The sequence below is a fragment of the Xanthomonas sp. NCPPB 3005 genome (genome assembly GCF_041228095.2).
GTDB classification, from domain to species: domain Bacteria; phylum Pseudomonadota; class Gammaproteobacteria; order Xanthomonadales; family Xanthomonadaceae; genus Xanthomonas_A; species Xanthomonas_A bonasiae.
On the sequence record NZ_CP166096.2, the window covers coordinates 723,009 to 737,723 of the forward strand.

Genomic DNA, 14,715 nt, shown 5'->3' on the forward strand with positions numbered 1-14,715 from the left:
CTATGTGCCCGACGCGCAGCGTGCGGCGCTGCTGGGCCTGCTGCGCACGCTGCCGGCCGAGCAGCGCGAGCACCTGGCGCTGTTGTCGCAGCGCACCCCGCCGCAGGAGCGCGCGGCGCTGCGCCGCGAGTTGCTGGCGCAGGGCGCGGACGCGCGCGCGGCCTGGCTGCGCCAACGCGCCGCGCGCTGAGCGCACCGTTCTCCGAGTCCCGAGTCCCGAGTCCCGAAGCCTGCGCCAACCAGCCGCGCAGGTTAAACTGCCGCCCCTCCGCCACCCGGCGCCGGCGCTTTCCTGCGCGGCCGCAGTCGGCGGGATCGCCAGAGTCTTGCAATGTCTTCGTCCTCCACCCCGGCGTCGGTCCGGGGCCGCGAACTGCGCACCACCGCGCAGCTCGCCCTGCCGCTGGTCCTGGGGCACATCTCCGCCGGCCTGATCAGCTTCGTCGACAACGTGATCGCCGGCCACCACGGCACCCGCACGCTGGCCTCGGTCACGGTCGGCACCGCGTTGCTGTGGTTGCCGATGATGATTCCGATCGGCACCCTGATCGCGTTGACCGCGTCGGTGTCGCAACTCGACGGCGGCAAGCGCCATGCGCAGATCGGCCCGATGTTCCGCCAGGCGCTGTGGCTGTCGCTGGGCCTGGGCGTGCTGATGTTCGCGTTCCTGAGCGTGATGCCGATGGCGCTGCCGCAGCTGGGCATCGCTCCGGAGATCGTGCCCGGCGCGCGCGATTTCCTGCATGCGATCCGCTGGGGCGTGCCGGCGATGGTGCTGTACTTCTGCATGCGCTATCTCAGCGAGGGCATGCACTGGACGCTGCCGACGATGCTGCTCGGCTTCGGCGGGCTGCTGGTGCTGGCGCCGCTGGGCTACGTGCTGACCTTCGGCCTGTTCGGGTTGCGCGAACGCGGCGCCGGCGGGTTGGGCATGGCCTCGGCGATCATGATGTGGCTGCAGGCGCTGTGTTTCGCCATCTACCTGGCGCGCTCCAGGCGCTTCGCGCCGCTGCGCCTGTTCGCGAGCTTCGAGGCGCCGGACCTGCGCGCGATCGGCGGGCTGCTGAAGACCGGGCTGCCGATCGGCATCACCATCCTGATGGAAGGCGGGCTGTTCATCGTCACCGCGCTGCTGATCGCGCGGCTGGGCGAAGTGCCGGCGGCCGCGCACCAGATCGCGATCAACGTGGCGCAGCTGTGCTTCATGGTGCCGATGGGCGTGGCCGAGGCGACCACGGTGCGGGTCGGGCGCGCCGCCGGCGGCGGCGACGCGGTCGGCGTGCGCGGCGCGGCCTGGGCCGGCTATACGATCGTGCTCGGCACCCAGGCGCTGTCGGCGCTGGTGCTGCTGTTCGGCCACGACGCCATCGTCGGCGTCTACACCCGCGACATCGCGGTGGCCGGGCTGGCGTCCACGCTGCTGCTGTACGCGGCCGCGTTCCAGTTCCCCGACGGGGTGCAGGTGCTGTCGGCCGGCGCGCTGCGCGGGCTCAAGGACACCCGCGTGCCGATGCTGCTCGCGCTGTGTTCCTACTGGGGCCTGGGCATGCCGCTGGGCGCCGGGCTCGGCCTGTGGCTGGGCTGGGGACCGCAGGGCATGTGGATCGGGCTGATCCTGGGCCTGACCGCCGCTGCGGTGATGATGGCCGCGCGTTTCCGGCTCAGCAGCGGGCGCCTGCTCGCCGCCGCGGCTGCCTGACCCCTGACTTCAGGCGCATGTGCGGCGCCGGCACAGCCGGTATGCTGCACGCGCGCAAGACGCCTTCCTTCCGGAGTTTTCCATGAACCAACCCGTGCGTCGCAGCCCCATCGCCAGCTTCTTCGTTGGCCTGTGGGATGTGATGAACTTTACCCGCCGGCTGATCCTGAACCTGGTGTTCTTCGGCTTCCTGCTGCTGCTCCTGCTGGCGATCGTGTTCGCGATGGCGCGTGGCGATGGCGCCAAGACGCTGCGCGACCGCACCACGCTGTTGATCGCGCCGGAAGGCACCCTGGTCGAGCAGTTCAGCGCCGATCCGGTCAGCCGCGCGCTGACCAAGGCGATGGGCGACAAGGGCGCCGAGGAGATCCAGCTGCGCGATCTGATCCGCGCGCTGGAAGCGGCCAAGACCGATCCGAAGATCGAGCGCGTGGCGCTGCGCCTGGACAAGCTGCAGCCGAGCGGGTTCGCCTCGATGCGCGAAGTGTCCGCGGCGCTGCAGGACCTGCGCGCTTCCGGCAAGCAGGTCGTGGCCTACAGCGACAGCCTGAGCCAGGCGCAGTACCTACTGGCCGCGCAGGCCAACGAGGTCTACCTGGACCCGATGGGCTCGGTGGTGCTGGAAGGCCTGGGCCGCTACCGCCAGTACTTCCGCGAAGGCCTGCAGGACAAGCTCGGCGTGGACGTGCACCTGTTCAAGGTCGGCGAGTTCAAGTCCGCGGCCGAGCCGTACGTGCTCGACGCGGCCTCGCCGGCGTCCAAGGAAGCCGACCTGTTCTGGATGAACGACGTGTGGCAGCGCTACGTGGCCGACATCGCCAAGGCGCGCAAGCTGGCGCCCGAGCAGATCTCCGCCGGCATCGACACGATGCCCGAAGGCATCGCCGCGGCCGGCGGCGACATGGCCAAGTTCGCGCTGCAGCAGAAGCTGGTCGACGGCCTGAAGACCCGCGAGGAGGTCGAGGAACTGCTGACCAAGCGCGGCGTCGCCGACGACGATGCCGATACCGGCTTCCGCAACGTCAACCTGGATGCCTACCTGCAGCAGCTGGACCTGCGCCGTTCGCCGGTGGATTCGCGGCCGCAGGTGGCGGTGGTGGTCGCCGCGGGCGAGATCAGCGGCGGCGAGCAGCCGGCCGGGCGCATCGGCGGCGAGTCGACCGCGGCGCTGCTGCGCGACGCGCGCGACGACGAGGCGGTCAAGGCGGTGGTGCTGCGCGTGGATTCGCCCGGCGGCGAAGTGTTCGCCTCCGAGCAGATCCGCCGCGAGGTGGTGGCGCTGAAGGCGGCCGGCAAGCCGGTGGTGGTGTCGATGGGCGACCTGGCCGCGTCCGGCGGCTACTGGATCAGCATGAACGCCGATCGCATCTACGCCGACCCATCGACGATCACCGGCTCGATCGGCATCTTCGGCATGATCCCCAACCTGACCCGCAGCCTGGACAAGATCGGCGTGCATACCGACGGCGTCGGCACCACCCGGTTCGCCGGTGCGTTCGACGTCACCCGGCCGATGGATCCGGTGGTCGGGCAGGTGATCCAGTCGGTGATCAACAAGGGCTATGCCGACTTCACCGGCAAGGTCGCGCAGGCGCGCAACAAGCCGGTCGAGGCCATCGACCAGGTCGCGCGCGGCCGCGTGTGGAGCGGTGCGCAGGCCAAGGAACGCGGCCTGGTGGACGCGTTCGGCGGCTTCAAGGACGCGGTGGCCGATGCCGCCGCGCGGGCCAAGCTGGGCGATCGCGACAAGTACCGCGTGCGCTACATCGAGAAGCCGGCCACGCCGTTCGCGCAGTTCGTCAGCGGTTTCGCCGGCAGCCGCATGGGCGCGTGGATGCTGGGCGACTCGGCCCTGGCGCACGCCGTGCTGGCGCGCAGCATGCCGGAGCTGGATACGCAGCTGCGCTTCGTGCAGGACGCGACCGACAAGCGCGACGGGACGCCGGTCAAGGCGCTGGCCTACTGCTTCTGCGGTTTCTGATGCAGGCCTGATGCAGGCGCGTCCGCCACTGGCGGGCGCGCTGCGAGCAACGACGAACGCCGGCCGATGCCGGCGTTTTTCATTTCCCGGTGGCGGCGTCGATCGCCGCGTTCTGCGCGGCGGCGGACTGCTCGGTGCCGGCGGCCGCCTGCTTGGCGCGGTCCAGCGGCTGCGCGATCGCCGCGCGCAGCGCGCCGGCCTGCGGTTCGGGCGGCTTGTCCGGCGGTTTTGGCGGCGCCGGCTTGCAGGCGGCCAGCGCGGCCAGCAGCGACAGTGCCAACGTCATCAAGCGCAGTGAACCGGTCATGGCAGCGACCTCGTTGAGCGTGGGCGTTATCCTACGCCCACCCCGGTGCAGACAGGCAAGGCGATGCAGCAACGTTGGCGGCTGGACGGACAGACCGCATTGATCACCGGCGCCAGCGCCGGCATCGGCCTGGCGATCGCGCGCGAGTTGCTCGGCTTCGGCGCCGAGCTGATGCTGGTGGCGCGCGACATCGATGCGCTGGAAGCGGCGCGCGACGAACTGGCCGACGCCTTTCCGGAGCGGCGCATCCTGGCGCTGGCCGCGGACGTGGCCGACGACGAGGACCGGCGCGAGATCCTGGACTGGGTCGAGGACCATGCCGACGGCTTGCACCTGCTGATCAACAACGCCGGCGGCAACCTGAGCAAGGCGGCGGTGGACTACACCGAAGACGAGTGGCGCGGCATCTTCGAGACCAATCTGTTTTCGGCGTTCGAGCTGTCGCGCTATGCGCATCCGCTGCTGGCGCAGCACGCGTCCGCGGCGATCGTCAACGTCGGCAGCGTGTCCGGGCTGACCCACGTGCGCAGCGGCGCGCCCTACGGCATGACCAAGGCCGCGCTGCACCAGCTGACCCGCAACCTGGCCGCCGAATGGGCCGAGGACGGGATCCGGGTCAATGCGGTGGCGCCGTGGTACATCCGCACCCGCCGCACCTCCGGGCCGTTGTCGGATCCGGACTACTACGAGCAGGTGATCGAGCGCACGCCGATGCGCCGGATCGGCGAGCCGGAGGAAGTGGCGGCCGCGGTCGGCTTCCTGTGCCTGCCGGCCGCCAGCTACATCACCGGCGAATGCATCGCGGTGGACGGTGGGTTTCTGCGCTACGGGTTCTAGGGCGCCGGTAGACCGGCGAGTGCCGGCCAAGCCCTGTAGGAGCGGCTTCAGCCGCGACGCTTTGCTGACAATGCCTGTCGCGGCTGAAGCCGCTCCTACAGGGGCAGTGTCGGGTGCAGGGGCAGTGTCGGATCGAACATCCGCGGGGGCACCCTAATCCGGCGCGCCGCAGTTGCTCGCCTGCAGCAGGTGCTGGCGACGCAGGAATTCCTGCCGCAGCTGCTCGGCGTGCTCGGATGTGGCGAAACGCCAGTGCGTCTCGGCTTCGGCCACGTAGGTTGCCCAGGCTTCGCAGGCGCCGGCCTCGGGCAACGCCTCGCAGCGGTCGCGCAGCACCTCGCAGGCGCTGCCGCCGGTCCTGTCGGGGCTGCCGTCCAGGCCCATGGTGCGCAACGGCACGCAGCGCGGCGTCGGCTCGGCGGTTTCGCCGATGTAGCGTTGCTGCTCGTAGGTGGTACAGGCATACAGCGTGGGCGGCGGCAGGCGCGGCGCGGTCTCTGCCGGCGCTGGCGGCGGTGGATCGGGCGTGGCGGCGGCAGCGGCCGGTGCGGGGGGCGGCGGTATCGGCGCGGCTGGTGCCGCCGGCGCCTGCGCGGGGGCGCGGCCGACGCCCTGCATGAGTTTCTTTTCCTGGCGCATGCCCTTGGGGCACGGCTGGTTCTGCACGGTCAGGTTGTCGTGCGCATCGGTGCAGCGATAGAACACCACTTGCTCGGCCTGCGCGGCGCCGGCGCAGGCCAGGAGCGCGGCGAGGCAGGCGCCGCCCCGCATCTCAGCCGCTGCCGCAGTCGCGGTCGAGCCGCGCGTCGATGCCGCGCTGTTCGGTTTCCAGCGCGCGGCGCTCGCTCTGCAGCGCACTGTTGTAGCGCCGGATCAGTTCCCAGCGGCGGTCGGTCAGGCGTGCGCACACTTCCTGCGGCGGCAGCACGTTGCAGGTGTCGCGGATCAGGGTGCTGCCGGCCGGGACTACCACGCCGACGCCGGGATACACCGGCCGCGGCGGGCGCGGGTGGCCGCCTTCGCCGCCACCATTGCCGCCACTGCCACCGCCACCGCCACCGCCACGACGATGGCCGTAGCCATAGCTGCCGGCATAGCCGACGGTCCACAGCGGCACCCAGCGCGGATTGCCTTCGTTGTCGTCGCTGGTATAGCGCTGGCCCTCGCTGGTGACGCATTCGTACATCGGCTGCGGCGGTTGCACGGTGACGATGCGGATCTCGCGCTGCGGCAGCGGCGCCGGCGCCGCGGCGTCGCGCGCCGGGTCGGTACTGAGCGTGGTGGTCGGGCGCGGCGGCGGATCGCGCGGGCGCTGCATGTCCAGCACCTGCTGCTGGCGCGCGTTCTCGCAGGGCGCGTTCTGCAGGCTGACCGCGCCGGAACTGCCGATGCAGCGGTAGATGCGCACCGACCCTTGCGCGCCATCGCTGCTGGTGGTCCGCGTGCTTTGCGCCCAGGCGGCGCCGGCCAACGGCAACAGCGCGGTCAGGAGCAGGGCAGGGCGGGCGAGGCTGGGCATGCGCGCATCTTGCGCGCCTTCGCCGACCAGGGAAAGTGAAGGCGGGCGGGGAGTCGCCCTGCGCTCAGGCGCGCAGGATCTCGCCGCTGACCGCGTCGCGGATCGGAGTGGGTTGGGCCAGGCCGCCGGTTTCGCCCCCGACCACGCCGTCGAGCGCGGCCAGCAGGTGCGGATCCAGTTCGGCGCGCTGCCGCGCCGGCGGCTCGCCGCCGCGGTTGGCGCTGGTCGAGACCAGGGCGCCGCCCCAGGCGCGGCACAGCGCGGCCACCTGCGGGTGCGCGCTGATCCGCACTGCGATGCTGCGGTGCGCGCCGGTGATCCAGGGCGGCGCCTGCGCCGCGGCCGGCAGCACCCAGGTATGCGCTCCGGGCCAGCTGGCCAGCACCGCGGCCAGGCGCTCCGGCGGCAGCGCCGGCAGGTCCAGCAGCGGGCGCAGCGGCTCCAGTTCGGCGGCGACCACGATCAGGCCTTTCTCCACCGGGCGCTGCTTGATCTGCAGCAGGCGCGTCACCGCCGCCTGGTCGTACGGATCGCAACCCAAGCCCCAGACCGCCTCGGTCGGGTAGGCGATGACACCGCCCTGGCGCAGGGCGGCGACGGCTTGGCTGAGCGACAGATCGGTCATGCGCGCATGATGCGGCAGGCTGTTTTGTGGGGCAATGCCGGAGGGCCGGGATTGGGGATTTGGGATTTGGGATTGGCAAGAGCGAAGCGCGCTTTGCTGCCGGTTCCGGGTTCGATTGCTGTCGGGCGGCGTGGGCGGTGCGCAGGCGGTGGGGCTGATGCGCAGGCTGTGGCGGCTACGGTTCTTCCAGTCTGCGCGGCGCCGCTTCCGAATGGGGCCGTGGAACTCGATTGCGGCAAGCGCGAGCGGATCGCTTGGTGCGATGAATGGCGATTGCGGCCATCCGGCGCCGCTCCTGCGGATGTGGCATCCGCAGGAACGGGGTGGTGGATCAGGCGGGCTTGGCCGCGGCCTTCTTGACCACTTTCTTTGCGGCTTTCTTCGCGGTCTTCTTCGCCGCTTTCTTGACCGCCTTCTTCGCCGCGGGCTTGGCCGGGGCGTCGGCCGCGGCCTTCTTGGCTGCGCTCTTCTTCGGCGCCGCTTCTTTCTTCGCCGCGGCCTTCTTCGCGCCGAAGCCGCGCCGCGCCGGCTTGCCGGTCTCTTCCAGCAGCTTCTGCACTTCTTCCAGGGTCAGCGTTGCAGGCTCGCGATCCTTGGGGATCTTGCCGTTGAGCTTGCCGTCGCTGATGTACGGGCCGAAGCGGCCGTTCAGCACCTGGATGTCGCTGCCGTCGTATTCCTTGATGATGCGGTTGCGCGCGATCTCTTCCTTCTCCTCGATCAGGAACACCGCGCGCGCCAGGTCGATGGTGTACGGGTCGTCTTCCTTCTTCAGCGAGGCATAGACGCTGCCGCGCTTGGCGAACGGCCCGAAGCGGCCGATGCCGACGCTGACGTCCTCGCCCTTGTCCTCGCCCAGCGCGCGCGGCATCAGGAACAGCTCCAGCGCGTCTTCCAGGGTGATGGTGTGCATGCTCTGGCCCGGCCGCAGCGAGGCGAACTTGGGCTTGTCCTCGGCGTCCTCGGCGGTGCTGCCGATCGCCGCATACGGGCCGAACCGGCCCAGGCGCACGCTGACCGGCTTGCCGGTCTTGGGGTCGGTGCCGAGTTCGCGCGCGCCGGTGGCCTCGGAGCGGTCCACCGATTCCTTCTTTTCCTCGACCAGTTCCTTGAACGGGCCCCAGAACTTCTCCATCAGCGGCCGCCATTCCTCTTCGCCGCGCGACACCGCGTCCAGCTCGTCTTCGAGCTTGGCGGTGAAGTCGTAGTCGACATAGCGGGTGAAGTGGCCGGACAGGAACTTGCTGACCGCGCGGCCCACGTCCGAGGGGCGGAAACGGCGCGCGTCCAGCTCCACGTACTTGCGGAACAGCAGGGTCTGGATGATCGAGGCATAGGTCGACGGGCGGCCGATGCCGTATTCCTCGAGCGTCTTGACCAGCGAGGCTTCCGAGTAGCGCGGCGGCGGCTCGGTGAAATGCTGGTCGGCATGGATGCGGTCGAGCGGGATGCGGTCGCCGGGCTTCATCGGCGGCAGCTTGCGGCCCTCGTCCTCGTCCTCGGCGGCCTTCTGGTCCTTGCCTTCCTCGTACACGGCCAGGAAGCCCGGGTCGATCACCGTGGTGCCGCTGGCGCGGAAGCTGTGCTCGTTGCCCGCAGCCAGTTCCACGGTGACGGTGTTCATCGTCGCCGGCACCATCTGGCAAGCCACCGCGCGCTTCCAGATCAGCTCGTACAGGCGGCGGCCGTCGTCGTCCAGGTACTTGGCCATCTGCGCCGGGGTGCGCAGCGCGCTGGTCGGGCGGATCGCCTCGTGCGCTTCCTGCGCGTTCTTGGACTTGGTCTGGTACATGTTCGGCTTGTCCGGCAGCGCGCCGGTGCCGAAGTCGCGCGCGATCACGTCGCGGATCTCGGCCAGCGCGTCCTGCGACAGGTTCACCGAGTCGGTACGCATGTAGCTGATCAGGCCGACCGTGCCTTCGTCGCCCAGGGTCACGCCTTCGTACAGCTTCTGCGCCACGCGCATGGTGCGGCTGGTGGTGAAGCCGAGCTTGCGCGAGGCTTCCTGCTGCAGCGTGGAAGTGGTGAACGGCGGCGCCGGGCGGCGCTTGCGCTCCTTGCTGGCCACGTCGGTGACGTGCAGCGCGCCCTGCGCGGCCTTCTGCAGGCGCATCCGCGCGTCTTCGGCGGTGTCGCCGTCGGTGATTGTGAACTGCTCGAACTTCTGCCCGTCGAGCTTGACCAGCTTGGCCGCGAACGGTTGCGAGGGGTGCAGGCAGTCGGCGCCGATGCTCCAGTATTCGCGGGCGACGAAGGCTTCGATCTCTTCCTCGCGCTCGACGATCATGCGCAGCGCCGGCGACTGCACGCGGCCGGCGGACAGGCCGCGCTGCACCTTGCGCCACAGCACCGGCGACAGGTTGAAACCGACCAGGTAGTCCAGCGCGCGCCGCGCCTGCTGCGCATCGACCAGGTCCACGGCGATCTGCCGGGGGTTGGCCATCGCCTCCTTGATCGCGCGCGGGGTGATCTCGGTGAACACCACCCGGTGCAGCGGCTTGTCCTTGAGCAGCCCGCGCTCCTTCAGGATCTCCGCGATGTGCCAGCTGATCGCCTCGCCCTCGCGATCCGGGTCGGTCGCCAGATAGATGTCGTCGGCGACCTTGGCGGCCTTGGCGATGGCCTCGACGTGCTTCTCGTTCTTCTCGATCAGCGCGTAGCGCATCGCGAAGCCGTCGTCCGGATCCACCGCGCCCTCTTTCGGGATCAGGTCGCGCACGTGCCCATACGAGGCCAGGACGTGGAAGTCCTTGCCGAGGTATTTGTTGATCGTCTTGGCCTTGGCGGGCGATTCGACGATGAGCAGGTGCTTGGACATGATGAGGTGGGCTTCGAATGGGCGGGGCGGGCGCCCTGGGGGCGGTAGGGTGGCGCAATTGCTCCGGTTAGTGAAGCGTTGCGGTGTTCAGAGAGGCCGACGCCCGGGGCTGGTACCCCGGGCGTTCAGCTGCGTCTCTTTTTATTAGTGGACATGTCCGGCGGCGGCTGTCAAGCGCGACCGCCCGATCAAGTCTCCGGCATGGGGGCTTCGCCGACTTCCGTCCACCGGGTCCCCGGTCCCGAGTCCCGGCCGTCAGTGCCAGCCGCCCTTGGCGGCCAGGCCGATGGCCAGGATCACCAGCAGCAGGATCCCGACCATCAGCACGCCGAACAGCGACAGGATCACCACGGTGACCGTGCCCAGCTTGTGCTGCTGCCACTCCGGGTGGTCGGTGTAGGCCCACTTGTCCACCACCAGGGTGTCGCAGAGCATGTCGTGCAGGGCCTGCTTGCGCTCGGTGAAGGCGGCCATCAGGAAGCCGATGAAGATGGTCAGGCTGCTCAGCAGGAAGCCGAAATAGCGGCCGATGCCGCGGCCAACGCTGATCCGGCTGCCGTCGGTGCGCACCACCTTGATGCCGACCGCCATCTTGCCCAGCGTGGCCTGCTTGGACGAGGCGTGGAACAGGCCGAAGTACAGCGCCGACATGCCCAGCGGCACCAGGTACACCAGCACCAGCATGACGATGCCGCTGGCGGTGGCGAAATCCGGGGTGCCGCCGCCGCCGAGGCCGCTGAAGCCGAAGAAGCCGAGCATGATCACGAACTGGATCACCTGCGCGACCATGCCCACCAGCATGCCGTCGATCAGATAGGCGGCGGTGCGCTTCCAGAAGCCGGCCTGCACCACCTCGCCGCCGGCGACGAAGCGTGGCTCCTCGCCGAGGGTGGCGGCAGGCGCGGCATAGGGCGAATGCGTTGCGGCGTCGGATTCCGGCGCGGCCCAGGCCGCGGGCAACGCCTGCGCGGGCGGCGTCGGCGCCACCTCGACGGCGTCGCTCGGCGCGATCGCCGCCGGCGCCTGGGTCAGGCCCAGTTCGTCGACGAAGTCGGCCAGCGGATGCCATTCGCTGAGGCCGTCGCGCCACACCAGCGTGGTCAGGCCGACGTCGCCGCGCTGGAAGCGCTGCTGCAGGTCGTCGGCGGGCATCGGTCCGTGACGCTGCTGCGCGGCGTCGGCGTAGTACCACTCACTCATTCCTTTTCCCCGGGGTTGCGATCGAAAAATCCGTTTCCGCTCAACCGCCGCGGCAATGCGCGGGCAGGTAGCGGTCGTCCAGCTCGGAACTGCATTTCCAGGCCGAAGCCCGCTCATCGTAGTCCAGCCACAGCGCCTTGCCATCCAGCTTGGCGTTGCCGGGCGCGTGCAGGGTGGCTTCCAGGCCGCAATGGCCGTTGTCGAAACGGCCGATCCGCACCTGTGCGACGAATTCGCTGGCGTAGCTCTCGGCGGTGCCGAAGCCGGGATCGCCGTTGACCGGACAGCGCCGCTGCTGCATGGCGAAGCCGGAGATCCGGGACTTCAGCGGGGTGACGCTGCCGATCGCCAGTGTGGCCTTGGTGCGCAGCGTGTAGTCCTGATACGCGGGCAAGGCGATGGCGGCGAGAATCCCGATCATCGCCAGCAGCACCGCGCCGACCACGACCGCGACGATCGCGCCGATGCCGCAGCCGGACAGGCCGTTGCGCGGAGCCGCGGCGTGGATGGTCGGGGTGGCGCTCGCCGCTGGTGGCAGCGGGGGCGGTGGCGGTGGCGGCGGCGGCGGGGCTGTCGCTGACAGGCCGAGTTCGTCGGCAAGCGCGTGCAGCGGCCGCCATTCCGGCATGCCTTCGCGCCAGACCAGGGTACTGCGCTCCAGCAGCCCGTCGCGCAGGCGTTCCAGCAACGTCGCGGTGCTCAGCGGGCCGTGCCGCTGGCGCGCCGCGTCGGCGTAGTACCAGGCGCTCAGGACCGGTTCCTCGTGCATCCGTGCATGGCCCGTCAGTGCCTCAGTGCACCGGCTCCGGCTCGTCGACGAACATCTGCGTTTCCATCCACGCGTAGGCCGCCTCGGCGCCGGGCTGGTTGAACAGCACCATCAGCACCACCCATTTCAGGTCGTCCAGGTCCAGTTCGTCCTGGTCCAGCGCCATCGCCCGGTCCAGCACCAGCTCGCGCTGGTCGCTGTCGAGGATGCCGTGCTGTTCCAGGAACAGCAAAAAGCCGCGGCATTCCACGTCGAGCTTGTCCAGCTCCGGGCCGTGATAGATGCGGATCGGACCGTCGATGCGCGGCTGCGGCACGGCCGGCCGCTGGTCGGCCAGCGCATCGAGCCAGTCGAACGCCTTGCTGATTTCGGTGGGGCTGAAGCCAGCCTGGATCAGGCCATTCTGGAGGGAGTCGCGATCGCGGACCGGGTCCGCATCCTCGCTGAAATAATGTTCGAACAGGTACAGCAGGACATCCAGAATGCTCTCTTTCATTGCCCCTCGGCCTGCGTCGCTAGACGCTGTGGAGGTGAAGAAACTAGGGTTTGCGGGTGTAACGACCTCGTTCGACCGCCACGTAGCCATCCAGTTCCATGGCCAGCAGCATGGAGGAGGCCGCCGCGGCCGTCAATCCGGTGCGTGCGATCACTGAATCCATACAGGTAGGGTCGTGGCCCAGCGCCTGCCACAAGCGCTGGTAGTTCGGATCGGGGAAGGACGGCGTGGCGCCGGGGTCGTCGGCGATCCTCTCAGTGGGGGCGCGCAGGCGTCCGCGCAAGGCGTCGGCCAGTTCCGAGGCCAGCGGCGCGACCCCGGCCAGCACCTCCTCGGCGTTCTCCACCAGCCCGGCGCCGTCGCGGATCAGCCGATGGCAGCCGCGCGCCAGCGGGTTGTGGATCGAGCCGGGCAGCGCGAACACCTCGCGCCCGGCCTCGGCCGCCAGGCGCGCGGTGATCAGCGCGCCGGAGCGGGTGGCGGCCTCGATCACCAGGGTGGCCAGGGTCAGTCCGGCGATGATCCGGTTGCGGGCGGGGAAGTGGCTGGGCCGCGCCGGGGTGCCGGGCGGATGTTCGCTGACCACCGCGCCGCGCGCGGCGATGCGCTCGCGCAGGGCGGCATGCTGGCGCGGGTAGGCCAGGTCCGGGCCGGTGCCGACCACCGCCACGGTCAGCCCGTCCTGGCGCGACAGCGCCGCCGCGTGCGCGGCGGCATCGACCCCGGCGGCCATGCCGCTGGTCACCGCCAGCCCGGACGTGGCCAGCGCCAGGGCGAAGCGATACGCATTGTCGCGGCCGCCGGCGCTGGGCGCGCGGCTGCCCACCACCGCTACCGCCGGATGCCACAGCGCCGCCGGGTCGCCTTCCAGGTACAGCGCCAGCGGCGGGTTGGGGCTGCGCAGCAGCAGCGCCGGATAGTCTGGGTCGTGGCAGCCGAGCAGGTGCCGGCGCGGCTGCGCCAGCCAGGCCAGCGCGGCGTCCATCGCGGCGCGGTCGGGCTGCCCCAGTGCCGCGCTCTGCGCCGGATCCAGTCCCGCCGCCTGCCAGGCCGCCGCGCCGGCGGCCAGCGCGGCGGCAGGGCTGCCGTGTCGCTCGAGCAGGCGCCTGCGCGGGGCGCTGGCACCACCGGCCAGCGACAGCGCCAGCAATGCGGGGTCGGGACTGGAGTGTGCGTGGTCGGTGGGCAGGGCGGACATGGGCCCCAGGCTAGGCCGCAAACGCAGACGGCGCCCTCGGGCGCCGTCTGTTGCGGATGTAGGACTTGCCCGCGTGCGCGGGTCAGCGCGCGTCCGGGTGCTTCACGTCGTAGCCGATCCGGGTCGGCTTGACGCCGTCCATCACCAGCGCGTAGCTGACCTTGTCGAAGGTGCGGAACACCATCGCGTGCGCGGCGTATTCGTCGGGCAAGGCCACCGAGCCGCGGCCGCCGGTGAAGCCGTCGTCGGCGCGCGAGGTGTTCGGGCGCTGCACGCGGTCGTTGACCCGGGTGCCATGCCGCCACAGCGACACCACCGTGCCGTTGTCGATGCCCTCGCGGCTGCCGCCGGAGATCGCGATCACGTCGCGCGGACCGGCGGCGCTGAACGCGTCGGCCACCGCCAGCACCCGCAGCCCGGCCTCGAGCGCCTGCGCCGAGGGCGGATGCGGAACGAACTGCAGGTCGTAGGGCTGCGCCTGGACCGCGATCAGGCGGTCGCCGGCGCGCACTTCGCGGGCGCTGTCCTGCAGCAGCAGGGTGGTGGCCTGGCTATCGTCGGCCGAAACGCGGGTGACGGTACCGATATTGACCTGGGCCAGCTCGTAGCCCAGCGTTTCGCGGCGCTTGTTGTCCGGCGCCACGAAGGTCTGCCACAGGTTGCCGGTGCCCGGGGTGCTGCGTCCCTCGTTGTTCAGGTCGTCGCTGAGCCTGGGCAGTTCGTAGCGCAGGGTCGGCCGTACCACCGCGTAGCGCTGCCCGACCTGCGCGTCGCCGAGCCCGGTCGCGTAGACCACCTGGCCGATGGTGGCGCGCAGCCGGTTGTCCTCGAAGCCCACCACGTAGGGCAGCTCGTCGATGCTGTCGGCCACGCGCAGGTTCTTCAGGAACGGCTCGACGTCGGACAGCGGGATCGCGTCGATCGGCGCGTCCTGGCGCGGGCCCGGCTTGACCGTGGCGCGCGCCACCCTGTCCAGGTAGGCCAGGCTGAGCACGTCGCCGGGGTAGATCAGATGCGGGTTCTGCACCTGCGGGTTGGCCTGCCAGATTTCCGGCCACAGCCACGGCTTGCCGAGGAAGCGCCCGGCGATGTCCCACAGCGTGTCGCCCTTGCGCACCACGTAGGTGTCAGGGTGTTCGGCAGCCATGCTCGCGGAAGCGGCATAGGTCGCTACGGTAAGCATCGCCACGGCGACGACCGTACGGAGTCGTTTGAACATGAGTGCGGAGCCTGATTCCCCAACAGGTCCGCGCACTATAGTCCAGA

General features: G+C 70.4%; 13 protein-coding genes. 3 read left to right on the forward strand and 10 right to left on the reverse strand.

Annotated features, from left to right (window positions below; all coding sequences use genetic code 11):
• Positions 1-331 precede the first annotated feature (331 nt).
• The gene (locus AB8810_RS03275; RefSeq protein WP_206259976.1) at positions 332-1,699 is read left to right on the forward strand and encodes an MATE family efflux transporter; all 1,368 of its coding nucleotides are present in this window, start codon (positions 332-334) and stop codon (positions 1,697-1,699) included.
• A gap of 82 nt (positions 1,700-1,781) precedes the next feature.
• On the forward strand, positions 1,782-3,680 hold the full coding sequence (gene sppA / locus AB8810_RS03280) for a signal peptide peptidase SppA (protein WP_179567743.1): 1,899 nt from the start codon (positions 1,782-1,784) through the stop codon (positions 3,678-3,680).
• A 79-nt stretch (positions 3,681-3,759) separates the two neighbouring features.
• On the opposite strand, the gene AB8810_RS03285 is transcribed toward sppA, so the two are convergent.
• Complete coding sequence (locus tag AB8810_RS03285) at positions 3,760-3,987, reverse strand: hypothetical protein (RefSeq protein ID WP_206229809.1); 228 nt, start codon at positions 3,985-3,987, stop codon at positions 3,760-3,762.
• Between the two features lie 63 nt (positions 3,988-4,050).
• On the opposite strand from AB8810_RS03285, the gene AB8810_RS03290 reads away from it, so the two are divergent.
• On the forward strand, positions 4,051-4,824 hold the full coding sequence (locus tag AB8810_RS03290; RefSeq protein ID WP_179567739.1) for an SDR family oxidoreductase: 774 nt from the start codon (positions 4,051-4,053) through the stop codon (positions 4,822-4,824).
• 153 nt (positions 4,825-4,977) lie between these two features.
• Here the strand turns inward: AB8810_RS03290 and AB8810_RS03295 are convergent, their stop codons facing one another.
• From AB8810_RS03295 to AB8810_RS03335, 9 genes are all read right to left on the reverse strand, one after another.
• The gene (locus AB8810_RS03295) at positions 4,978-5,595 is read right to left on the reverse strand and encodes a DUF4124 domain-containing protein (protein WP_369915547.1); all 618 of its coding nucleotides are present in this window, start codon (positions 5,593-5,595) and stop codon (positions 4,978-4,980) included.
• Between the two features lies 1 nt (position 5,596).
• Entirely contained in the window at positions 5,597-6,343 is a 747-nt protein-coding gene (locus AB8810_RS03300; protein WP_369915548.1) for a DUF4124 domain-containing protein, read from the reverse strand.
• A 64-nt stretch (positions 6,344-6,407) separates the two neighbouring features.
• Positions 6,408-6,968: an L-threonylcarbamoyladenylate synthase gene (locus AB8810_RS03305; protein ID WP_369915549.1), complete on the reverse strand. Its 561-nt coding sequence runs from the start codon at positions 6,966-6,968 to the stop codon at positions 6,408-6,410.
• 331 nt (positions 6,969-7,299) lie between these two features.
• Positions 7,300-9,786, reverse strand: a complete 2,487-nt coding sequence (locus AB8810_RS03310) for a DNA topoisomerase I (RefSeq protein WP_206229805.1) — start codon at positions 9,784-9,786, stop codon at positions 7,300-7,302.
• Between the two features lie 255 nt (positions 9,787-10,041).
• Positions 10,042-10,986, reverse strand: coding sequence for an RDD family protein (locus AB8810_RS03315; RefSeq protein ID WP_369915550.1), 945 nt, complete (start codon positions 10,984-10,986; stop codon positions 10,042-10,044).
• 40 nt (positions 10,987-11,026) lie between these two features.
• Positions 11,027-11,755: a GYF domain-containing protein gene (locus AB8810_RS03320; protein WP_369915551.1), complete on the reverse strand. Its 729-nt coding sequence runs from the start codon at positions 11,753-11,755 to the stop codon at positions 11,027-11,029.
• Between the two features lie 22 nt (positions 11,756-11,777).
• Positions 11,778-12,251, reverse strand: a complete 474-nt coding sequence (locus tag AB8810_RS03325; protein WP_003470396.1) for a DUF494 family protein — start codon at positions 12,249-12,251, stop codon at positions 11,778-11,780.
• Positions 12,252-12,294: 43 nt separating this feature from the next.
• On the reverse strand, positions 12,295-13,449 hold the full coding sequence (gene dprA, locus AB8810_RS03330) for a DNA-processing protein DprA (RefSeq protein WP_369915552.1): 1,155 nt from the start codon (positions 13,447-13,449) through the stop codon (positions 12,295-12,297).
• A gap of 82 nt (positions 13,450-13,531) precedes the next feature.
• Positions 13,532-14,668: a LysM peptidoglycan-binding domain-containing protein gene (locus AB8810_RS03335; protein ID WP_191825133.1), complete on the reverse strand. Its 1,137-nt coding sequence runs from the start codon at positions 14,666-14,668 to the stop codon at positions 13,532-13,534.
• Positions 14,669-14,715: the final 47 nt, after the last annotated feature.